Below are 19,953 nucleotides of genomic sequence, written 5' to 3' on the forward strand. Positions count from 1 at the left end.
AGGGTAGACGGTGATGATTGTATTTCAAGATGACTACGGATACGACGTTCGACTTTCTTTTTCTGACCATCCTTTTTCACGACATCCGAAACATGTTCTTGTTATTTGTCGATACAACGGTCGTTGGTTATTGACCAATCACGCTGTACGAGGCTGGGAATTCCCGGGGGGTAAAGTAGAAGAGGGAGAGACGGCGGAACAAGCAGCGATTCGTGAAGTAAGGGAAGAAACAGGAGGAATTGTTCAAAAGATCATGTACATCGGGCAGTATGAAGTCAAACGTCCGAATGAAACGATTGTAAAAAATATTTATTTTGCTCGTGTTGAGTCTTTGGAACAAAGGGAGTCGTATTTCGAAACAAATGGTCCTGTGCTCATTGAGCATATGCCAGATGACATAGCGAAAGATGAACGATTTAGTTTTATTATGAAAGATGGCGTATGGGCATATACGAAACAACAGTTAGAGCGGCGGGGAATGGTTTAAAGCCCCACCGCCTTTTCTTTGCATGTGGGGCTATGCACGTTTGATTAGCTTTTTTTCAAACCAACTGACAAGTTGATACATGATGCTTGAAAGTAATGCAATCATAAGCAAACTTAATAAAACGAGCGTAAAGTTAAACACTTGGAATCCGTAAATAATCATATAACCGAGCCCTTGTTTCGAAACGAGAAATTCCCCGACAATGACACCGACCCAAGATAAACCGACGTTCACTTTTAACGTTGAAATCATTGTCGGAAAGGAAGCGGGTAAAATGGCTTCTGTAAACCATTGTCGTTTCGTTGCACCGAATGTTTGAAGCACTTTCATATAGTTTGCATCTACTTCTTTAAACGATGTGTAAACGACAATCGTTGTAATAATGATGGAAATGATTGCTCCCATCGCGACGATCGACGTTATATTCGGTCCGAGCGCCACAATGAGAATCGGTCCAAGCGCCACCTTTGGCATCGCATTTAAAATCACTAAATACGGATCAACAATTTTAGATACGCGTGGAAACCACCAAAGTAGCGCAGCGAAACAAATGCCCGCGATCGTACCAACAATAAAACCAAGTACGGTTTCTGTTAATGTGATAGTTGTATGTGAAAGCAATGTGTGATCGCGCACTTTCGTGATAAATAAATGCCAAATGGAAGACGGTGAGCTAAATAAAAGAGGATCAATCCAATGAAAACGGCTTGCGATTTCCCATAGGCTAAAGAAGGCAATGACAATGATCGTTTGGAAAAAACGAACGATTCGTTTTTCGCGTTTTTCATATGCTATATGTTGATCGTATATACGTTGCAACCATTCATGTTTGTTCAATGCTCTCTAACTCCTTCCAAATCATTTGAAAAATCGGTGAAAAATCTGGATGTTGGCGAGCTTGGAACGGTGTACACGCTTTTAATGAATCGGGGACGGAAACAATTCGTTTAATTTTTCCTGGTCTTGCGGTAAATAAAACGATGCGATCGCTCATCGCAATTGCTTCACCGATGTCGTGCGTGACGAGAAGCACTGTTTTCCGATATTGTTTTAACGTCTCCCATACGAGATCCTCTAGTTTAAGTTTTGTTTGATAATCAAGCGCTGAAAACGGTTCATCCAACAATAAAATTTTCGGGTCGGTTGCCAAGGTGCGAACGAGTGCAGCGCGCTGACGCATCCCTCCTGACAATTCGTAAGGATAGCGGTCATCGACGTCGCGTAGACCAATTTGATGTAAAAGGGCGAGCGTTTGTTTTCTCGTTTTCTCGCTATATTTGCCTGTCAGTTTTAATCCGAGTGTGACGTTTTGTTCAATTGTTTTCCACGGAAACAAATAATCGTGTTGTAGCATATACCCAATCGTTTGACGCATCGATTTTGCTTCTTTTCCTTCGATAAGCACACGTCCTTTCGTCGGCTCGATTAGTCCAGCGATAATGGAAAGAAGCGTCGTTTTTCCACAACCGCTTGGGCCGAGAAAGGAGAGAAATTCTCCCCTCTCGACAGTTAGCGACAGATGATCAAGCGCCAAGACAGCCGATTGGTTTGTCACGTAGGCATGCATCACTTGATCAATCGTTAAAATGGGCATGGGGTTCACCTCTTTTGTGCGTTTTCGGCAAACGATGTATTCACTAAAATCGAGTGATCAATGTACGATGGCAACTCATTTGCTTCTTTCATGATGTTTTGGAGATGGTTCCATTCTTCTTCATCTAAAATAGGGTCTGTTGCATAGGAGCCTTGTTTTTTATAGCGATCGACGACTTTTTCAATGAGAGCGATATCTGTATTTTCAAAGTACGGTTGAATGACTGTTGCGATTTCTTTGGCCTCGTGTGTTTGCACCCATTGTTGGGCTTTATAAAGAGCGCGTGTAAATTTTTCAATGACATCTTTATTTTTCTCAATAAAACTTTGTTTTGCCATGAACGTTGTGTATGGGAGATGGCCGGATTCCGTTCCAAAGGAAGCAACAATATACCCTTTTCCTTCTTGTTCAAAAATGCTAGCAGTCGGTTCAAATAACTGGACGAAATCGCCTGTTCCGCTTGCAAATGCATTGGCGATATTAGCAAATTCAATGTTTTGAATGAGGTTTAAGTCTTTATGTGGATCAATTCCATGTTGTTTTAAAACGTACTCTCCGACCATTTGGGGCATGCCGCCTTTTCTTTGACCTAAAAATGTACTTCCTTTCAGTTGATCCCACGTGAAGTTAGCGATCGGTTCGCGCGAAACTAAAAATGTGCCGTCCGTTTGTGTCAATTGCGCAAAGTTGATGACAGGATCAATGGCTCCTTGACTATACACATAAATAGACGTTTCCGAACCGACGAGTGCAATATCTGCTCCGTTCGATAAAAGCGTCGTCATCGTTTTATCGCCGCCCCACGTCGTATTTAGTTCAATATGAAGCCCTTCTTCAGCAAAAAAGCCTTTTTCAATTGCGACGTATTGAGGCGCGTAAAAAATAGAACGAGTCACTTCCGCAACGCGCAACGTTTTTACATCATGGGATGAGCATGCTGAAAGTAAAAACATAAAAGCAACGACCAAAAACCCCCATTTTCGCATTGTTTTCCCCTCTTTCGTTTCGTTTGCTTTATCGTATGCGCCTAATAAAAATGTGTGAATGACCTAAAAAGAAAACCGCCGAGCATATCGCTCGACGGTCCATATCAACAAAGTCGACAAGCTGAAAACCTCTTCTGCATGCGTAGCTGAAGATACTTTTGCGTTCATCGTTTGAAATCAAAATCGTTTCGAACGTTGATTCCTAGACGTTCTTTAATCGCAAATTGCAACAATTGTGAAAAATTGATTCCCTCTGCTTCTGCGGCATCGTTTAGCCATTTTGGAATCGTTAATGTTTTCTTAATAGCTTTGTTGGCCATTTCTTCGCGAATGTAGTCGGTTCTTGCTTCGATGACAGAAACGAAAGCCCCTTTTGGCAATTCAATATCTTTCGGATTGGAGGGAGAAGGGATGAATTCGTTATCTTCTTCCATTCCATATAGATAACCTTCCAAAGCGTCCTTTGCCATGCGAAAAGCTTCTTCAAGCGTTTCACCTTCTGTGATGCATCCTGGAAGGTCAGGAAAAGTAACAGTATACCCTTCACTTCCGTCAGTACCAGGGTCGAAAATCGCTGGAAAATAATATTTAGCCAATACAAAAAACCTCCTTTCACAGGAGGGCTATTTCAGCCCTGCCTGCTTTAGTATTGGGTGTAATGTCCCGGGTTTTAAATCTTTGCGCGGATGGGGAACGGTTACCGTTCCTTTTTTCGTTGGGTGTTTGAAATGGTGATGGCTACCGACTATTCTATGTAAGTACCATCCGTCTTTTTCCAGTAATTTAATCAGTTCTTTCGATGAAATGTTTATTCCCCCTTCCCACATTTTTATTATAACACGTATAAAAAATACGTGTTAAGTGATTTTTGCTTTATTTTTTGCTGTGTAAATGCCACTAATATATAGAAGTGCTCCTTTTTGAGTATCTAGTCAAACACGTCAGTTGATGAATGGATTGGTGGATTCTATTTCGTATGATAAGTGGTATAATAAAAATGTATTGAAACCAAAGATTGAGGCTCAACGTAAAGAAAGAGAGAAAGGACAAGCGCTAGAAGAGCAGATACGGGCTGATATTCGTAATGGTGTTTATAAGTTGGAGCACAGTCGAAACCATTATGACAAGCATAATCCATCTCATAAACGCTATCTTGACTATGTTGAGCGTAATGCAGCAAAAGGTCTTCACCCGCCAAGCTATTTAACGATTTCTTACGAGGAAGCCAATGAATTAGTGAAGAAATATGCTGGTACTAGCATACTTCAATTCAGCGGCAAAGGAAAATGGATAAATAAAGAACTCATAAAAGGTGATAAATATATCGGGGTATATGTGGATCAAACAATGGGAGAAGAAGTAAAAACAAAAGACTTTAAAATACATTATAGTAAGACAGGAACTCATATTGTTCCAACTTTAATAAAAGAAAGGGGGATGAAGCATTGGGATTATGGGAATATGTAGGGAAGAAAATAAGGGTTACTCTCAAAGATGGTGAAATATTAGAGGGGATTGTCCAAGATTACACCGACCAGGAAGATACTGATGATGATTATGACAGCCTCGACATGTTTGTTGAGGGGAAATATATCGGTGTCGGTGAACCAGAAATTAAGTCAATCGAAATCATAGAATAAGCACCTAACCAGTTAAAAAAGGTTACGTGCTTTTTTATTTATCCTCGTCTTTTTACTATTTGTAGACGTTAAAGAACAAAAGGGTTCGTGGCCGTAACCACGTTAAAAAACGTAACCAAAGGAGGAATACCATGAAACGCGAATTTCTCGAAAGTTTGGGTCTTGAAAAAGACGTTATTGACAAAATTATGGATTTAAATGGAAATTCGGTGGAGGCACAAAAAGCGAAAGTGGATGACTTCGAAGTAAGATACGATGAGTGTCATGGAAGCTAGGAAGGCACTTGCACGTCAAATTGGTGAAGTCGTTGTTCCAGAGGTGGATATTTATCGTTTTGCGGTCATTTGCACAAACGCAGGCACAACAGCGACAGCATCAATTACAAAGAATAACTCCTGTGAAGCGCTCTAGGATTACAGATTTGAAAGTTCCGTTAGTTGGGCGTATAGCTTATTTTGATCATTCTTTTCATCAAATCGTCTGATATCGCACAAGATGCCCTGATGAAAGGGCGAGTTTAAATGGATAGGATTCCGTTGATTATTGTTCCATCTTCGTATTTATCGGCAAACGCCGAATTTTTCATCACACACAAGAAAAAGTTCACGAGAGAAGTGAACTTTTTCTTGACAACATACTTTTTCAACATCTTGAACCGCCGAGCATATCGCTCGACGGTTTAATTAATCGAATGTAAAGCAATTAATTCGTATGTAACGATCGTTGTTCCGTTCTCAAGGACAAGTTTTTTAACGACAGCTTGTCCGGTTGCTTCTCCGTGTTTTGTTCGTCTTACTTCTAACGGCACATCAAGTGGATATAAGCGATAGCCTTCTTTTTGCAACAAAAATAAGTTGTGTTCAATTCGTTTTTCTTTTCCGTTTGTGACGATCATCGTTTGTATTTCTAACGGCATGCCCATCTGTTTCACCCCAAACTTTCTCGGTATGTTCACTTTCATTGAAACACATTTATCGTTGTTATACAACTGTATTCAAGAGATTTATACTACATAATATAAATAAATAATATGATCAGGTAATAAATGTTGTTGACAGGACAAGAATATAAGTGATACGATGACAGTAAGCTTTAGAGGGAGATGTTTGAATATTCATTTCTTTTTGAAGCGAAGTTTTTACGTATGAGGGGAGTTTTTTGTTACATGAAACAATTTCATTCATTCGGGTGGTACGCGGCTCGCATTGCCCCGTATTTGCCTGAGGAAGCGTTCCGTCCTGTTCCGTCTCGTCTGTTTGGTGGCCTTGCTTACATGCTCGTTTTAGTTAGTAGCATTGTAACGATTTCTTTATTTGATCTCCATTGGTTATGGAACGGATTGCTTTCAGTTGTTATTGGATTTTGTTTTGCTGGATTAGGGTTTTTAGGGCATGAAATTTTGCATGGGACGGTAGTCAAACGGGCATGGCTTCGTGATTTGTTAGGTGGCATTGCGTTTTTACCGCTTTGCACAGGTCCGAAGCTATGGCGAAAGTGGCATAACGCGACACATCATGTGCATACGCAACATGAGGAGCTCGATCCTGACGCGTGGCCAACGATAAAACGTTTAGCTCAAAGTCGTTTCCTCCGTTGGATTTATCGCATTCCGTTTCCGATTCGTGCGGCTTTTTCGTTTTTGTCTTTAGCAGGGATGTTTACCGTTCATTCGCTTCATATGCTTCTTCATTTTTGGAAGGAGTTTGAAAAAGGAAGTCGTCGCGCAGTATTTTGGCAGTTTGTATTGCCATGGTCGGTATGGATTGGGTTATTGCTGATGATCGGAGTGGAAAAATGGCTCTTTGCGTTCGTTATTCCGTTGCTCATTGGAAATGCAATCGTTATGGGATATATTTCGACGAACCATCGTTTAAATCCGCTCGTTCCAGTTAACGATCCACTAGCTAATAGCTTAACGGTCATTGTTCCAAAGTGGGTGGATGTGTTGCATTTTAACTTTTCACACCATACAGAACATCATTTATTCCCAGCAATGAGTTCAAAATATTACCCGCTAGTCAAACAATATATTAAACAACTATGGCCGGAACGGTATCATGAAATGCCGATGACAAAAGCGTTAATTGCGCTATGGAAAACGCCACGGCTTTATTATGAACAAACAGAACTCATCGAGCCTCGCGAAGGATATGTATACGGAACGCTCGGAAATGGATTAAACATAGATGATCTTTCGTACAAAACGAAAGAAAATGTTGTAGTCAAACAAAAAATGGTGAAGCAAAAATAAAGCGTGGCCAATGAGCCGCGCTTTATTTTTTCCCTTGCAACATAAGGGGAAGTTCTAAATGATGTTCGTGTAAAAACGGTTCGTTCGTTAATACAGCTTCTGTTGGACCGTCATATGCGATCGTTCCGTTTGCGAGTACAATTGTTCGCTCGCAACATTCAAGCACAAAGTCGAGATCGTGCGTTGTTATGATTTTTGTATGTGATAACGATTGAACGAGATGAATGAGCGTTCGTCTTGCTCTCGGATCTAACGCTGCCGTCGGCTCGTCCATCAGCAATATTTTCGGTTCCATCGCAAGCACAGTTGCTAAAGTAACGAGCCGCTTTTCTCCTTCTGATAAACGATAAGGTGGGCGGTCTTTGACATGAATCGCACCGACAAGCGTTAAAGCGTTTATTACTCGTTGGCTTACTTCATTTTCATTCATCCCGTCATTTCGAAGCGCAAACGCGACGTCATCGTAAACGGTTGGCATAAATAATTGATCATCGGCTTGTTGAAATGTAAAGCCAACGATGCGACGAATGTGTCGTAACGTTTGTTTCGACATGTGCATATTATCGATGACGATATGTCCCTTTTGTGGCATATATAAACCGACGAGCAGTTTTAATAACGTTGATTTTCCTGCACCGTTTGCTCCAATGATGCCGATGCATTCTCCTTGTTGAACAGAAAAAGAAATATTACGAATGGCTTCATGACCATCTGGGTATATGTAACAAATATTCGATACGTTTATCATCATATGACCACCAAACGATAAACGATGAACAATATAACTGTGACGTACGTGTAAATTCTCTCTTTTGTTGTCCATCGTTTTATTTTTATATGCATACGTTGAATAGAAAACCCGCGCAACGTCATCGCTTCATACACGCGCTCGGCACGTTCAAATGTTCGCAGTAACAAATGTCCAACGAGCGATCCCCAAACGGATAATTGGATGGCGCGATGGTTCGGTGCGCGCAACATATACGCTTGACGAAGTCGTTTTGCTTCTTCTAAAAATAAAAAAATATATCGATATGTCAAAAGCAATTGTATAACGAGCAGACGAGGAATGCGCAACGAAAGGAGCGCACCTGCAAGTTGCTCGATCGGTGTCGTCAAAAACAACACTGTTGCAGCAAGAACGGCAAGCGTGTTTTTTACAAGCAAAGTAGCGAATGACAGCCATCCTGCTTCTATACGCCAATGAAAAAACGATACGTGTTCATGAATGAAAAACAGCTGTGAAGCCCCTATAACTGTAATAAATGGTAGAGAAGCGAGCAGTACGCGTTTAATATGGCGAATAGAAAGACGATAAAAAACGATCATTGTGATTGGATAAAGCGATAATGGAACGAGTTCAATAAACGCATACGTGTGAAACGAGGCGACGACGAAGATGTATGTAAACGTTATAATGAGCATGCTTAACGGATGAACATCATGTCGTCGCTTTTTCATATTTGACATATGTGCATGGATCACGCTTCTTTTCTCCATTTTTTCATGATGTATGGTACGAGCATTGCTATTGCAACGATAAATACACCGACGATGCCAGAAACGCTTGTGCCGATGTCTAACCAACCGATCGAAGCGCCCCCATTTTTCAAATTGTAATCAGGCAACAAAGCGAGCGATTGTTGGAGACGTTCTAGTGCGGTGTGGAGTGCTGTTGTTGCATGTAGTTCCTCCGTACCTGCTGTGCGTAAAATAGACCATTCTAATCCATCTGGTTTGGACGAAGCGATGGATGAAAAAATGCCACCGATGAGAAGCGCAAGCAAACCGAGTGTCCCGATGAGACGATTTGTCGGTGTATTTGTTGTTGAAAGTTCTGGCTTTGCTTTCATCACAAATGAGATGACAGCTGCTGTAGCCATTCCTTCTACAATGCCAATCGCCAAATGAATCGGTTGCATAAATAAAGCGAACGTCGTAAATGGTAATTCGACTTTTCCGGATAACAACGTTTGAACGACGACGCTAAATGCCCCAAGTTGCAATCCAACGACGGCAGCGATGATGGAAGCAAACCAGATGTTTGTTCGGCGAATGAGTCGTCTGTAAAGTGGATATGCGATAAAACATGTGTAAAAGCCGAGATTGAACACGTTGCATCCGAATGCTAACAGTCCGCCATCTGCAAAAAAGAGTGCCTGAATAAATAAAACGACGGCTAACGTTAAAAAAGCTGCATAAGGACCTAGCAAAGCGGCAAGTAACAATCCACCACCTAAATGTCCGCTCGATCCTGTACCAGGAATGGTAAAGTTAATCATTTGCGCTGCAAATACAAATGCTCCAAGCACCCCCATCAGCGGCAGTTTTTTTTCATCTGCTTCCATGTTTAATTTTTTTAATGAGTAGCTTGCTACACCCGCCGTAGCCCCCCACATCGCCATTCCTACTGCAGGTGAAATAAGTGCATCTGCCATATGCATAAAAATATCCCCCCTTACACCTTATTATAGGGGAGATATGTTATGGAAAGCTATTTCATTTTTTCTCTAAGTTTGCTTATTATATAATTTTTCGTCTTTTCGTCATAAACACCATTTTTATTTCCGCCTGAAAACATAAGGTTCACTCGTTTCACGGCATCTAACGTTTTTTTGCCAAATACTCCGTCTTCTGCTCCGCATTTAAAATTGATCATATTTAGCGCTTGTTGTAAGGTGCGAACGTCTTCGCCGCGATCGCCATATCGCAATACTTTATTTGGAAGCTTACTGATCAGTTGTTCGACTATGTTTTGTTGTTTCGGTGTTTGATTGGATGGTTGTGATGGAGTTTTCACTTCTTCTTTTTTTACTAGTTTTTCAATGATTATTTGTTGCCCGGGCTGTAACGCTCTTGGATCCACGTTTGGATTTAGGCGCAATAACGTTTTTACACTTCCCCCTGTTTTTTGACTAATGGCCCATAGCGTATCTCCTCGTTCGACGGTATACAGTTTGACTTCTTCTTTTATTTCGATGTTTTCTTTTTCTGCTAATACTTGCGCATAGTTAAAACAAGGGCATTGTTTCCATTCATATCCTTTTAGCTCATTATGTCCTTTCACATCTTTATAGTTCGGCAAGATGTTTACCAGCGTTTTATATAACGTTCTCAATGATTGTTTTTGTTCATCCGTCGGTTGTTGTGTGCGAAAATCGCCCGTTAAACAAATGCCGATGCAATAAGTGTTATGGTTGCCGACATGGTAACTAATCGTTTCTAAGTCGTTACAAAAATGAATCGTTCCGTCTTGTTCAATGACAAAATGGTATCCGATGCCTGGCCATCCTTTGCTTACATGATAATTGGCGAACGCAAATGCCGAGCCTGTTTTCGTTAAACTATGATGAATAATGATGTGCGTTTTTTGTTCAAGTGTTGTTTTTTTATACGATTGGCCAGAGCGAGTGGGAAGAAGGTGGCGTATATCTTTTAATTGAGGAATCGCAAATAGTTCATTCATTTTTAGCCTCCTTTTCTTTATTTCTATGTACTACTATATGTTTCATTGAATGAAATGGTTTGTACGAACATATGAAAAATGAAAAAGCTGCCGAAAACAGGCAGCCTTTTCATTTATGCGATCGGTCCCCCGAATTGTTCAATGCGTGGATCAACGTTTGTGAATTTTTTAAAGTTTTCACGGAACTTCGCCGCAAGTTCTTTTGCTTTTTGTTCATATGCTTCTTGATCTGCCCATGTGCTTTTTGGTTGCAATACTTCATCAGGTACACCTGGGACGTGAAGCGGAATATGCAGACCGAAAATTGGGTCTTGAACGGTTTCTACGTTGTTTAATTCGCCTTCCAACGCAGCTTTGACCATTGCGCGCGTATAAGACAGTTTCATCCGTTCACCAACACCGTATCCGCCTCCTGTCCAACCGGTGTTGACTAAAAATACTTGCACGCCATGAGCGTCAATTTTTTGTCCGAGCATGTCTGCATAGCGTGTTGCAGGAAGCGGTAAAAACGGTGAGCCAAAGCAAGTAGAAAACGTTGCTTCAGGTGCCGTAATTCCGCGCTCTGTGCCCGCTAACTTGCTTGTATAGCCGCTTAAGAAATGATACATTGCTTGTTCTTTTGTTAATTTGCTAATTGGAGGCAATACACCAAACGCATCGGCCGTTAAAAAGACGATCGTATGCGGATGACCTGCAACGCTCGGTTGGACGATATTGTCCATTGCTTCAAGCGGGTATGCTGCGCGCGTATTTTCGGTTAACGTCGCATCGTCATAGTTTGGTATGCGTGTGTCTGGATCAATCATGACGTTTTCTAATACGGAACCGAAGCGAATCGCATCGAAAATTTGCGGCTCTTTTTCGCGTGATAAGTTAATGCACTTCGCATAACATCCGCCCTCAATGTTGAACACGCCGTTATTTGACCAACCGTGCTCGTCATCGCCAATTAGGCGACGGTTTGGGTCAGCAGAAAGTGTTGTCTTTCCTGTGCCCGATAAACCGAAAAAGAGCGCCACATCTCCTTCTTGACCTACGTTTGCTGAACAATGCATCGGAAAGATTCCTTGTTCTGGCAATAAAAAGTTCATGACCGAGAAAATCGATTTTTTCATTTCCCCTGCATATTCTGTTCCACCAATCAGCACGGTACGACGTTCAAATGAGATGATAATAAACGTTTCTGAACGCGTGCCGTCTACAGCTGGATCAGCTTTAAATGTCGGTGCAGAAATGACTGTAAATTGCGGCTCGTGTGTTTTTAGTTCCTCTGCTGTTGGACGAATGAATAATTGATGAGCGAATAAATTATGCCAAGCAAACTCATTCACTACTTGAATAGGTAAACGATAAGCTGGATCGGCACCCGCAAAACCGTTAAATACGAACACTTCTTCTTTTGTCATTAAATAATCAACGACTTTATTGTAAAGACGATCAAACACTTCTTCGGAAATTGGTTGATTAACTGTTCCCCAGTCAATTTTATGTTTAACAGATAGTTCTTCAACGATATATTTATCTTTTGGGGAACGGCCTGTATATTTTCCGGTCGTTGCGCAAACAGCACCGGATGAAGTGAGAATGCCTTCTTGACGAGTTAACACTTTTTCTACTAATCGTGGTACAGATAAGTTATGAAAAACCCCATCCCTTTGCAAGAGTGTTGATAATTTGTTTGTCAGTTCAATGGAATTCATTGGACAAAACCTACCTTTGTTTGATTTATTCTTCATGTAAAAAGTATAACACATTTTAATAAATAATCCATACTAATTCATGTATTTTTCTTGAATTTATTTTCAAGATCGTTGTGGCATAAAAAACATTGACTCGCTTCATACAGATGTGATATGATGCTGAAATGAACGGATACTCTTATCCCGAGTTGGTGGAGGGGGACAGGCCCGATGAAACCCAGCAACCGTCACATGCGTGAAAAGGTGCTAACCTGTGGCAAGGGAACGCCCTTGAACGATAAGAGTGAAAGGCGCAGACAAATGCAAAAACCTTTCCTCTGAGGGAAAGGTTTTTTTCACGATAGACCATAATAAGAGGGATGAGTACCGTATCATTTGCCATTATACTGAGGAGGAATGTTTAAATGCCTAAACGTCGTCTGTTTACATCTGAATCTGTAACGGAAGGGCATCCGGATAAAATTTGCGACCAAATTTCCGATGCGATTTTAGATGCGATTTTAGCGAATGATCCGAATGCGCGTGTCGCGTGCGAAACGAGCGTAACAACAGGACTTGTGTTAGTGAGTGGAGAAATTACAACATCTACATATGTAGATATTCCGAAAATTGTTCGTGAAACAATTCGTGAAATTGGCTATACGCGTGCAAAATACGGCTTTGATGCAGATACGTGCGCAGTGTTGACGTCAATTGATGAACAGTCGCCAGATATCGCAATGGGTGTTGACAAAGCGTTAGAAGCTCGCGAAGGACAAATGACAGATGAAGAAATCGAAGCGATCGGTGCAGGTGACCAAGGATTAATGTTTGGCTTCGCGTGCAACGAAACGAAAGAACTTATGCCGCTACCAATTTCTCTTGCACACAAACTTGCACGTCGTTTAGCGGAAGTGCGTAAAGAAGACATTTTACCGTACTTACGTCCAGACGGAAAAACGCAAGTGACAGTCGAGTACGATGAAAACGGCAAACCTGTACGTATCGATACGATCGTTGTTTCTACACAACATCATCCAGAAATTACACAAGATCAAATTGTACGCAACATTAAAGAACATGTCATTCAACCTGTCGTTCCGGCAGAATTGATCGATGAAAACACAAAATATTTTATCAACCCAACAGGACGTTTCGTCATCGGTGGTCCACAAGGTGACGCAGGGTTGACAGGACGTAAAATTATCGTTGACACATACGGTGGTTATGCACGTCACGGCGGCGGGGCATTCTCAGGAAAAGATCCAACGAAAGTAGACCGCTCAGCAGCGTATGCGGCACGTTACGTAGCGAAAAACATTGTTGCAGCGGGTCTTGCAGATAAATGTGAAGTGCAGTTAGCATATGCGATCGGTGTTGCAAAACCTGTATCGATTTCAATTGATACGTTCGGCACGGGCAAAGTATCTGAAGATGTATTAATTGAAGTGGTGCGCAACAACTTTGACCTTCGTCCGGCGGGCATTATTAAAATGCTTGATCTTCGTCGCCCGATTTACAAACAAACAGCTGCTTACGGTCACTTTGGTCGCACAGATATTGATCTTCCTTGGGAACGTACAGATAAAGCAGAAGTGTTAAAACAACAAGCGTTACAGTTGGCGAAGTAAAGAAAAAAGGGAGAGTTACAAGATGTAGCTCTCCTTTCTTACTTTTTTAAGTAAGAACAGAAAATGAAGCGACGCCAAACAACGTACCGAGCATACAGCCTGCAAGCACATCAGATGGATAATGGAGTCCTAAATAAATGCGCGAAATCGCGACGCTACACGCGATGGGCAAGAGCCAAATCGTTAATGCCGGAGCGTATAGTAAAAATGGAATGATGACAGAAAATACTGCGGTTGTATGTCCGGATGGAAATGAATGATCAGTTAACGGATTTTTTGTTACTTTCGTGTTATGAAGTGAAATATACGGTCGTTTGCGTGGGTACATTTTTTTCATCATTGCGACAGGAATATGGCTAAGTGCTAATGCGATGGCACTGGCGATAGCAGCATCCCGCCATTCGTCACGCAACAGCCAAACAGCTAGCATGACAGCCGTAATTGAACATGTCGCTCCGCCAGCGTGTGTAATCGAACGAAAATATGCGTTAAGCCACTTGCGATCAAAATAACGATTAATGCTGTAAAACAACTTGCATTCCCAATCGTACCATTTTCGCAACATAAGCAAATCCCCCTGAACTTATGATAAAATATATATGTTAAGTCAATAATAAAGCAATGTAAAAATACCACGCTTATTTATCGCGTGGTTTGTTTAATTGAAGCGATTTATAATATTGACCTTTTTCAACATATTCGCGGCGAATTCGTGCCATTTCACGCTCATCTTCTTCGGTTAATTCTCGGATCACTTTTGCCGGACGTCCGAATGCAAGTGTGCGAGGGGGAATTTTTTTCCCTTGAGGCACAAGACTGCCAGCACCGATAAAAGCTCCTTCACCAATTTCAGCACCGTCTAAAACGATAGAGCCCATACCGATGAGAGCGCCTTTTCTTATAATGGCACTATGCAAAATGACTTGATGGCCAACGGTGACATCATCTTCAATGATGAGTGGGTTGTTTGGACTTTGGTGAAGGACGGAGTTGTCTTGAATGTTTACACGGTTGCCGATGATCGTTGGGGCGACATCTCCGCGAATGACGGTGTTAAACCAAACGCTCGTTTCCTCTCCAATGGTTACATCACCTGTAATAGTGACGTAATCGGCGATGAAAGCGGAAGGTGCAATGTTTGGCGTATGTTCTTTATATGGATAAATCATTTGGCTCGTCCCTTTCGTTTCATTTTGTTATATTTAGTGTACAAATTTTTCGTTTATTCGTAAATAACAAGGAGGGGTGTATATGTGGAAATGGGAAGGAGAAAACGCAAAAGGTACCATTGTCATCGTTCACGGTGCTGCTGAACATCATGGTCGGTATAAATGGCTCATTGAAATGTTTCGTATGCACGGTTTTCATGTTGTTGCAGGGGATTTACCAGGGCAAGGGACGACATCGCGTAGCCGACGAGGACATATTGATTCATTTGACGAATATATAGAAGCGGTGGCAAGCTGGGTGCATGAAGCGAGCGTGTACGAACAGCCCATTTTTTTACTCGGCCATAGCATGGGAGGGCTTGTCGTCATTCGCACATTGCAAGAAAAGCGACTGCCTGTCCGCGGTGTCATTTTATCGTCCCCATGTTTAGGGCTCGTTCATTATCCGGCGAAAGCGCTTGAGATCGCCTCACGCATTTTAAACGTCATTCATCCGAAAAAACGGTTTCCATCGGGGCTAACGGTAGAGATGGCGACTCGAAATGAAGAAGTGCGCGAGATGGATAAAAACGATTCATTATATGTGACGAAAGTGTCTGTTCGTTGGTATCGCGAGTTAGTGAAAGCGATTCGCATCGCTCATGAAAAAATTGCACAATTACCAGATGTTCCGATGCTTGTCATGCAGGCGGGGGATGACAAAATTGTGGATAAAAGTGCAGTGAAATCATGGTTTGATCAGTTGATGGTTAGTGAAAAAGTGTATAAAGAATGGCCAAAACTATATCATGAAATTTTTAACGAACTTGAACGAGAACAAGTATTTTTATATGCCCATACGTTTTTAACGTTGCAACTGCAAAGAGGTGAGCTTATTGAGCGTTCCAACAAATCCTTTTAGTTTAATGCGAGCTGTATATCGTCGCGTTTTTCCGATCGTTCATCACGAATTAGCTATTTGGAAAAAAAGAGCGGAGGCTATTCCAAACGAGGAACTGCGCAAACAAGCGTTAGCAAGCATCGCGACAAAAACGTTCCATTGCGAAGGGGGAGCGATTTTGTCGTTGCTGGCTGGAAAAGAGATGGAGCGATGCATTCGTTTTATCGTTGCTTATCAAACAATTAGCGATTACTTAGATAATTTATGCGATCGAAGCACATCGCTCGATCCGACTGATTTTCGTGCACTGCACGATTCGATGATGCATGCATTAACTGTCGGGGCAAAAAAAGAGGCATATTATCGTTATCGAGTGGAACAAGATGATGGTGGTTATTTGCACGCCCTTGTCGATACGTGCCAACAGGTGTTAGCGGAAGTTCGGCATTATCATATCATCGCCCCGTTTTTACATGAACTTGCATCATATTATTGCGACTTACAAGTACATAAACATGTGAAAAAAGAAGAACGCATTCCGCGTTTGAAGCAATGGTTTGCCCAACATGAAGCATTGTTGCCGAAAATGGAATGGTATGAATTTTCCGCTTGTTCTGGGTCAACGCTCGGTATTTTTTGTTTAGTCGCTTATGCTTGTACCGATTCGTTTGATCAACGTCTTGCTGAACGGGTACGAAATAGCTATTTCCCGTACGTGCAAGGGCTGCACATTTTACTTGATTATTTGATTGATCAAGAAGAAGATCGGCAAGGTGGGGATTTAAATTTTTGTTTTTATTATCCGAATGAAGAAACGTTATTCGCTCGTTTATGTCATTTCGTTGAAGAAGCAGATCGGCATATCGCACAGTTGCCACATCGCGAATTTCATCGTTTTATTCATCGGGGGTTGCTCGGGCTATATTTATCGGACGAAAAAGTGCACGAGCAAGACGCGATTCGTAAGCTGGCAAAACAATTGTTGCGCTCAGGTGGCGTAACATCTCATTTCTTTTATTGGAACGGGCGAATGTATCGAAAATGGCAAAAATGGATGTATGCGTGAAGAAAAACGGATGTATAATGGAAGAAAAGAAGAGAGGGATGAATATGTCGTTACCTCGCTCTTCAGACGTCACGTATGAACAATATTTAATTATGCGTCAACATAGTGACGAAAGATTAGAATACATTGATGGCGTCGTTTATATGACACCTTCACCTAGCATCCAGCATCAACTCGTATCAAGCAATCTTCATACAATATTCGGGAATTATTTGAAAGGAAAGACATGTAAAGTATTTGCCGCTCTCACAGACATTGAGCTAGTGAGTGAAACATGTTCTGAAAGAAAACTCGTCATTCCTGATTTAAGCATTATTTGTGATCAAACAGGATTTACAGACACAAAATACGTCGGAGTTCCGACGTTAATTGTTGAAATACTCAGTCCTTCGAATCAAGCGCACGATTTAGTGACGAAGTTTAATTTATATATGGAATATGGTGTAAAAGAATATTGGATTGTCAATCCGATGAAACAAGCCGTGACCGTTTATGCATTAAATGAAGATAGGCTATACGAGCAGGCGGATATTAAAGTAAGTGTTGGAACTGTTCAATCTGTTTGCTTTCCAGGTTTGTTTGTTCATTTAGAAGAAATATTTCACTAACAAAGCAAAAGTAGCGATAGGAAAGACCGATCGCTACTTTTTTATCTTTTCTCGATAGCAACGATAAACGGCGGATGATTGATTTGATTCATAAATTCGTATCGAATGACGTGTGCACGTTGTTGGTCGATCGTTGAGACGTATTGTAAAAGGGCATCGCGCTCAATCGCTCCTTCAGGATGACCGTGGTAAATGACGAGGACAATAATTCCTTCAGGAGCCATGATTTCAAGCAATTGCTCAATGGCGGCAATCGTTGAGTTTGGTTTTGTTACAATTTGTTTATCCCCTCCAGGCAAATAACCGAGGTTAAACATCGCGCCAGTTATGCGTCCTTTGTATTGTGGAGGGATGTGAACGAGCAGCTCCGCGTGGCTTGCTTGCACGAGCGTGACCCGTTCTTCCATGTGGTGTTCACGCAATCGTTTTGTTGTGTTTTCGATCGCTTGTGCTTGAATGTCGAAGCCGAACACATGCCCAGACTCTCCGACACGTTCAGCCAAATAAAGCGTATCATGGCCGTTGCCGACCGTTGCATCGACGACGACATCGCCTTCTTTCACAGCGAAGTCGATGAGCGAACGGGCAAATGGCAAAATGCGCATCAGCTTCATCGTCTGTCTTCCTTTCGCACATATTTTTTTCCTTGATAACTATTGCGACGCTCTAATTCGGCATCGATGGCGTTTAACACTTCCCATTTATTGACGCTCCACATTGGACCGATCATTAAATCGATCGGACCGTCTCCTGTAATGCGATGAACGATCATTTCTGGCGGCAATACTTCTAACTGATCACAAACGAGTTGAACATATTCATCGAACGTTAAAAATTGAAGCATTCCTTTTTCGTATTGTTTCACCATTGGCGTTCCTTTTAGCAAATGAAGCAAATGAATTTTAATGCCTTGCACATCTAAATGAGCGACCGTTTTTGCTGTTTCCATCATCATGTCGTACGTTTCAAGCGGCAATCCGTTAATCATATGGGCACAAACGCGAATGCCATGTTTGCGTAGCTTCTCTACACCTTCCACATAGCATGAAAAGTCATGCGCGCGGTTAATTAAGGTAGCTGTTTGTTCATGAACCGTTTGCAAACCAAGCTCGACCCATAAATACGTTCGTTCATTCAATTCCGCTAAATAGTCGACGACGTCGTCCGGTAAACAATCAGGGCGTGTAGCGATCGATAAACCGACGACACCGTCTAAATGTAATACCGTTTCGTATTTTTCACGCAACACGTCAACGGGGGCATGTGTATTTGTGAACGCTTGAAAATAGGCGATATACTTCCCATCTTTCCATTTTGTATGCATTTTTTCTTTAATCGTATGGAATTGGGTGACTAAATCGTCTGTTCGTCTGCCAGCAAAATCACCAGAACCAGCTGCGCTACAAAATGTGCATCCACCGTATGCCACTGTACCGTCGCGATTTGGACAATCGAATCCTGCATCAAGCGACACTTTAAAAACTTTTTCACCGAACGTTTGGCGTAAATGATAATTCCATGTATGGTATCGTTTCTTGTCGTTCGTATATGGAAAAGGATTCATGTTCATCACCTCGCATCATTTTAGCATTGTAGCACGATTTAAGCGGGAAACTCAATGGCGCTGTGATAAATGACAAGAAAATGTACAAACTATAAAGCGATAAGGAAGAAAGGAAGGGATGCGTATGGCGACAAGACAGTCGATGGACGAGTTTTTGCAACATTGTGAAGATGTGCTTCGCTATGCAAAAGAACAATATACAGAAGCGAGCAAGCTTGAACATTATAACGATACAGAATATGTAAAAGCTCAGCAAATGCTTGAACATGCGGTGACCGATTTGGCGCATTTTTCGTTAAGCTGTAACGCCCAACAGCGCGAACAATTACACCGCATGCGTCTACAGCTTGAACAACTACAAAACGATATGATTTTACTTCGTCATTAGGAGGAAACAGATGAAAAAACGTTCGAAACAAAACAATCCAGAACAAAAAACGTTGCATGCGAAAGATTTCGGTGATCCGATAAAAGAAGTGAAACAAAGGAATGCAAAAAAAGGGCAAGAAGCGAAAGCGGAATATCATAACGAAACATAATTTCCCCACTCGGAGATGCTCCGAGTGGATTTTGTTCGACTTGCTTCATCTAATTAGACACATATCAAATGAAGGGAGGACACGGTATTTATGAATTAAATCCCGAAGAAATGTGGGCGAAGATCGAGGAATAGGTTTGTACAATAAACATTTTTTCATAGCATCTCAGTGGAACGAGTGTTTCTTTTTAACATCATATATGTATCTTACATATGATTCACTAACATGAATACACTTGCAACGAGGGCGTAAATTTTTTAAAATAATGTGTATAATGAAATAATGGAAAATGACGGTGAAAAGGAGTAGTAGTAAACAAATGGTCGGCAGAGAGTTGACGGACGGTGCGAGTCAACCGAAGTTTGTTTACGAACTCGCCTTGGAGTTGCGTGT

27 protein-coding genes, 1 riboswitch and 1 other annotated feature (1 of these 29 cut by a window edge) are annotated in these 19,953 nt (G+C 41.6%); of the genes, 12 read left to right on the forward strand and 15 right to left on the reverse strand.

Features of this window, described 5'->3' with window-relative positions:
* The first annotated feature begins 13 nt into the window (after positions 1–13).
* Positions 14–487, forward strand: a complete 474-nt coding sequence (ytkD, locus tag ES017_RS03270; RefSeq protein ID WP_021095551.1) for an RNA deprotection pyrophosphohydrolase — start codon at positions 14–16, stop codon at positions 485–487.
* 30 nt (positions 488–517) lie between these two features.
* Here ytkD and ES017_RS03275 read toward each other — a convergent pair whose 3' ends face one another.
* The 5 genes from ES017_RS03275 to ES017_RS03295 form a co-directional block, all read right to left on the reverse strand.
* Complete coding sequence (locus ES017_RS03275) at positions 518–1,324, reverse strand: ABC transporter permease (protein ID WP_021095552.1); 807 nt, start codon at positions 1,322–1,324, stop codon at positions 518–520.
* Positions 1,311–2,081: an ABC transporter ATP-binding protein gene (locus tag ES017_RS03280; protein WP_075039526.1), complete on the reverse strand. Its 771-nt coding sequence runs from the start codon at positions 2,079–2,081 to the stop codon at positions 1,311–1,313. The genes ES017_RS03275 and ES017_RS03280 overlap by 14 nt, the downstream gene beginning before the upstream one ends.
* Before the next feature lie 5 nt (positions 2,082–2,086).
* The gene (locus ES017_RS03285) at positions 2,087–3,067 is read right to left on the reverse strand and encodes an ABC transporter substrate-binding protein (protein WP_021095554.1); all 981 of its coding nucleotides are present in this window, start codon (positions 3,065–3,067) and stop codon (positions 2,087–2,089) included.
* 164 nt (positions 3,068–3,231) lie between these two features.
* Positions 3,232–3,663 (reverse strand): type II toxin-antitoxin system HicB family antitoxin, encoded by a 432-nt coding sequence (locus ES017_RS03290; RefSeq protein WP_021095555.1) that lies wholly within the window; start codon positions 3,661–3,663, stop codon positions 3,232–3,234.
* Between the two features lie 27 nt (positions 3,664–3,690).
* Positions 3,691–3,894, reverse strand: coding sequence for a type II toxin-antitoxin system HicA family toxin (locus ES017_RS03295; RefSeq protein ID WP_209428834.1), 204 nt, complete (start codon positions 3,892–3,894; stop codon positions 3,691–3,693).
* 121 nt (positions 3,895–4,015) lie between these two features.
* Here ES017_RS03295 and ES017_RS03300 point away from each other — a divergent pair, with 121 nt between their 5' ends.
* From ES017_RS03300 to ES017_RS15860, 4 genes are all read left to right on the forward strand, one after another.
* On the forward strand, positions 4,016–4,534 hold the full coding sequence (locus tag ES017_RS03300) for a polymorphic toxin type 50 domain-containing protein (protein ID WP_253263347.1): 519 nt from the start codon (positions 4,016–4,018) through the stop codon (positions 4,532–4,534).
* On the forward strand, positions 4,513–4,707 hold the full coding sequence (locus ES017_RS03305; protein WP_021095557.1) for a hypothetical protein: 195 nt from the start codon (positions 4,513–4,515) through the stop codon (positions 4,705–4,707). The genes ES017_RS03300 and ES017_RS03305 overlap by 22 nt, the downstream gene beginning before the upstream one ends.
* 131 nt (positions 4,708–4,838) lie before the next feature.
* Positions 4,839–4,982 (forward strand): hypothetical protein, encoded by a 144-nt coding sequence (locus ES017_RS03310; RefSeq protein WP_021095558.1) that lies wholly within the window; start codon positions 4,839–4,841, stop codon positions 4,980–4,982.
* The gene (locus ES017_RS15860) at positions 4,972–5,118 is read left to right on the forward strand and encodes a hypothetical protein (RefSeq protein ID WP_235045449.1); all 147 of its coding nucleotides are present in this window, start codon (positions 4,972–4,974) and stop codon (positions 5,116–5,118) included. Before ES017_RS03310 ends, ES017_RS15860 begins: the two co-directional genes overlap by 11 nt.
* A 268-nt stretch (positions 5,119–5,386) precedes the next feature.
* Here ES017_RS15860 and ES017_RS03320 read toward each other — a convergent pair whose 3' ends face one another.
* Positions 5,387–5,629 (reverse strand): DUF2584 domain-containing protein, encoded by a 243-nt coding sequence (locus tag ES017_RS03320; RefSeq protein ID WP_035063434.1) that lies wholly within the window; start codon positions 5,627–5,629, stop codon positions 5,387–5,389.
* Positions 5,630–5,872: 243 nt separating this feature from the next.
* Between ES017_RS03320 and desB the strand changes: the two genes are divergently transcribed.
* A complete protein-coding gene (gene desB, locus ES017_RS03325; RefSeq protein ID WP_021095560.1) occupies positions 5,873–6,958 on the forward strand; it encodes a Delta(10) desaturase DesB in 1,086 nt (361 codons plus the stop codon).
* 22 nt (positions 6,959–6,980) lie between these two features.
* On the opposite strand, the gene ES017_RS03330 is transcribed toward desB, so the two are convergent.
* From ES017_RS03330 to pckA, 5 genes are all read right to left on the reverse strand, one after another.
* A complete protein-coding gene (locus ES017_RS03330; protein ID WP_035063435.1) occupies positions 6,981–7,709 on the reverse strand; it encodes an energy-coupling factor ABC transporter ATP-binding protein in 729 nt (242 codons plus the stop codon).
* On the reverse strand, positions 7,706–8,443 hold the full coding sequence (gene cbiQ / locus ES017_RS03335; RefSeq protein ID WP_021095562.1) for a cobalt ECF transporter T component CbiQ: 738 nt from the start codon (positions 8,441–8,443) through the stop codon (positions 7,706–7,708). Before cbiQ ends, ES017_RS03330 begins: the two co-directional genes overlap by 4 nt.
* A complete protein-coding gene (locus ES017_RS03340) occupies positions 8,440–9,402 on the reverse strand; it encodes an energy-coupling factor ABC transporter permease (RefSeq protein WP_021095563.1) in 963 nt (320 codons plus the stop codon). Before ES017_RS03340 ends, cbiQ begins: the two co-directional genes overlap by 4 nt.
* Before the next feature lie 50 nt (positions 9,403–9,452).
* Positions 9,453–10,424 carry an N-acetylmuramoyl-L-alanine amidase gene (locus ES017_RS03345; protein WP_021095564.1) on the reverse strand — a complete coding sequence of 324 codons (972 nt, stop codon included), beginning with the start codon at positions 10,422–10,424 and terminating at the stop codon, positions 9,453–9,455.
* Between the two features lie 113 nt (positions 10,425–10,537).
* Positions 10,538–12,124 (reverse strand): phosphoenolpyruvate carboxykinase (ATP), encoded by a 1,587-nt coding sequence (gene pckA, locus ES017_RS03350; RefSeq protein WP_171334770.1) that lies wholly within the window; start codon positions 12,122–12,124, stop codon positions 10,538–10,540.
* A gap of 175 nt (positions 12,125–12,299) precedes the next feature.
* Positions 12,300–12,408: riboswitch (SAM riboswitch) on the forward strand.
* 120 nt (positions 12,409–12,528) lie between these two features.
* Here pckA and metK point away from each other — a divergent pair.
* Positions 12,529–13,734, forward strand: a complete 1,206-nt coding sequence (gene metK / locus ES017_RS03355) for a methionine adenosyltransferase (protein WP_021095566.1) — start codon at positions 12,529–12,531, stop codon at positions 13,732–13,734.
* A gap of 46 nt (positions 13,735–13,780) precedes the next feature.
* On the opposite strand, the gene ES017_RS03360 is transcribed toward metK, so the two are convergent.
* Together ES017_RS03360 and ES017_RS03365 are read right to left on the reverse strand one after the other, a co-directional pair.
* The gene (locus tag ES017_RS03360; RefSeq protein ID WP_021095567.1) at positions 13,781–14,299 is read right to left on the reverse strand and encodes a phosphatase PAP2 family protein; all 519 of its coding nucleotides are present in this window, start codon (positions 14,297–14,299) and stop codon (positions 13,781–13,783) included.
* A 73-nt stretch (positions 14,300–14,372) separates the two neighbouring features.
* A complete protein-coding gene (locus ES017_RS03365; RefSeq protein WP_021095568.1) occupies positions 14,373–14,903 on the reverse strand; it encodes a gamma carbonic anhydrase in 531 nt (176 codons plus the stop codon).
* Positions 14,904–14,985: 82 nt separating this feature from the next.
* Between ES017_RS03365 and ES017_RS03370 the strand changes: the two genes are divergently transcribed.
* From ES017_RS03370 to ES017_RS03380, 3 genes are read left to right on the forward strand one after another with little or no spacing between them, the layout of a single operon-like run.
* Complete coding sequence (locus ES017_RS03370; protein ID WP_021095569.1) at positions 14,986–15,804, forward strand: alpha/beta hydrolase; 819 nt, start codon at positions 14,986–14,988, stop codon at positions 15,802–15,804.
* A complete protein-coding gene (locus ES017_RS03375; protein ID WP_021095570.1) occupies positions 15,779–16,849 on the forward strand; it encodes a tetraprenyl-beta-curcumene synthase family protein in 1,071 nt (356 codons plus the stop codon). Before ES017_RS03370 ends, ES017_RS03375 begins: the two co-directional genes overlap by 26 nt.
* A 44-nt stretch (positions 16,850–16,893) precedes the next feature.
* Positions 16,894–17,457 (forward strand): Uma2 family endonuclease, encoded by a 564-nt coding sequence (locus ES017_RS03380; protein ID WP_021095571.1) that lies wholly within the window; start codon positions 16,894–16,896, stop codon positions 17,455–17,457.
* Between the two features lie 41 nt (positions 17,458–17,498).
* On the opposite strand, the gene mnmM is transcribed toward ES017_RS03380, so the two are convergent.
* Both mnmM and mnmL read right to left on the reverse strand, forming a co-directional pair.
* The gene (gene mnmM / locus ES017_RS03385) at positions 17,499–18,071 is read right to left on the reverse strand and encodes a tRNA 5-(aminomethyl)-2-thiouridylate-methyltransferase MnmM (RefSeq protein WP_021095572.1); all 573 of its coding nucleotides are present in this window, start codon (positions 18,069–18,071) and stop codon (positions 17,499–17,501) included.
* On the reverse strand, positions 18,068–19,021 hold the full coding sequence (mnmL, locus tag ES017_RS03390) for a tRNA modification radical SAM protein MnmL/YtqA (protein WP_021095573.1): 954 nt from the start codon (positions 19,019–19,021) through the stop codon (positions 18,068–18,070). The genes mnmM and mnmL overlap by 4 nt, the downstream gene beginning before the upstream one ends.
* A 124-nt stretch (positions 19,022–19,145) precedes the next feature.
* On the opposite strand from mnmL, the gene ES017_RS03395 reads away from it, so the two are divergent.
* Both ES017_RS03395 and ES017_RS03400 read left to right on the forward strand, forming a co-directional pair.
* A complete protein-coding gene (locus ES017_RS03395; RefSeq protein ID WP_003397789.1) occupies positions 19,146–19,409 on the forward strand; it encodes a YtzC family protein in 264 nt (87 codons plus the stop codon).
* A 10-nt stretch (positions 19,410–19,419) separates the two neighbouring features.
* Complete coding sequence (locus tag ES017_RS03400; protein ID WP_009361597.1) at positions 19,420–19,560, forward strand: hypothetical protein; 141 nt, start codon at positions 19,420–19,422, stop codon at positions 19,558–19,560.
* Positions 19,561–19,846: 286 nt separating this feature from the next.
* Positions 19,847–19,953, forward strand: a binding site (T-box leader) (it continues 106 nt past the right edge of the window).

The sequence above is a fragment of the Anoxybacillus sp. EFIL genome (genome assembly GCF_013096955.1).
Classification (GTDB): domain Bacteria; phylum Bacillota; class Bacilli; order Bacillales; family Anoxybacillaceae; genus Anoxybacillus; species Anoxybacillus ayderensis.

Bases quoted from the DNA above. Each gene is read 5' to 3' on its own strand.
- ES017_RS03280 (WP_075039526.1), bottom strand. From the start codon at position 2,081: ATGCCCATTTTAACGATTGATCAAGTGATGCATGCCTACGTGACAAAC.
- pckA (WP_171334770.1), bottom strand. From the start codon at position 12,124: ATGAATTCCATTGAACTGACAAACAAATTATCAACACTCTTGCAAAGG.
- ES017_RS03360 (WP_021095567.1), bottom strand. From the start codon at position 14,299: ATGTTGCGAAAATGGTACGATTGGGAATGCAAGTTGTTTTACAGCATT.
- mnmM (WP_021095572.1), bottom strand. From the start codon at position 18,071: ATGAAGCTGATGCGCATTTTGCCATTTGCCCGTTCGCTCATCGACTTC.
- ES017_RS03345 (WP_021095564.1), bottom strand. From the start codon at position 10,424: ATGAATGAACTATTTGCGATTCCTCAATTAAAAGATATACGCCACCTT.
- ES017_RS03340 (WP_021095563.1), bottom strand. From the start codon at position 9,402: ATGCATATGGCAGATGCACTTATTTCACCTGCAGTAGGAATGGCGATG.
- ES017_RS15860 (WP_235045449.1), top strand. From the start codon at position 4,972: ATGGAAGCTAGGAAGGCACTTGCACGTCAAATTGGTGAAGTCGTTGTT.
- ytkD (WP_021095551.1), top strand. From the start codon at position 14: ATGATTGTATTTCAAGATGACTACGGATACGACGTTCGACTTTCTTTT.
- ES017_RS03395 (WP_003397789.1), top strand. From the start codon at position 19,146: ATGGCGACAAGACAGTCGATGGACGAGTTTTTGCAACATTGTGAAGAT.
- ES017_RS03400 (WP_009361597.1), top strand. From the start codon at position 19,420: ATGAAAAAACGTTCGAAACAAAACAATCCAGAACAAAAAACGTTGCAT.
- ES017_RS03285 (WP_021095554.1), bottom strand. From the start codon at position 3,067: ATGCGAAAATGGGGGTTTTTGGTCGTTGCTTTTATGTTTTTACTTTCA.
- ES017_RS03310 (WP_021095558.1), top strand. From the start codon at position 4,839: ATGAAACGCGAATTTCTCGAAAGTTTGGGTCTTGAAAAAGACGTTATT.
- ES017_RS03380 (WP_021095571.1), top strand. From the start codon at position 16,894: ATGTCGTTACCTCGCTCTTCAGACGTCACGTATGAACAATATTTAATT.
- ES017_RS03365 (WP_021095568.1), bottom strand. From the start codon at position 14,903: ATGATTTATCCATATAAAGAACATACGCCAAACATTGCACCTTCCGCT.
- ES017_RS03295 (WP_209428834.1), bottom strand. From the start codon at position 3,894: ATGTGGGAAGGGGGAATAAACATTTCATCGAAAGAACTGATTAAATTA.
- ES017_RS03320 (WP_035063434.1), bottom strand. From the start codon at position 5,629: ATGGGCATGCCGTTAGAAATACAAACGATGATCGTCACAAACGGAAAA.
- ES017_RS03330 (WP_035063435.1), bottom strand. From the start codon at position 7,709: ATGATGATAAACGTATCGAATATTTGTTACATATACCCAGATGGTCAT.
- ES017_RS03300 (WP_253263347.1), top strand. From the start codon at position 4,016: ATGAATGGATTGGTGGATTCTATTTCGTATGATAAGTGGTATAATAAA.
- mnmL (WP_021095573.1), bottom strand. From the start codon at position 19,021: ATGAATCCTTTTCCATATACGAACGACAAGAAACGATACCATACATGG.
- metK (WP_021095566.1), top strand. From the start codon at position 12,529: ATGCCTAAACGTCGTCTGTTTACATCTGAATCTGTAACGGAAGGGCAT.
- ES017_RS03370 (WP_021095569.1), top strand. From the start codon at position 14,986: ATGTGGAAATGGGAAGGAGAAAACGCAAAAGGTACCATTGTCATCGTT.
- desB (WP_021095560.1), top strand. From the start codon at position 5,873: ATGAAACAATTTCATTCATTCGGGTGGTACGCGGCTCGCATTGCCCCG.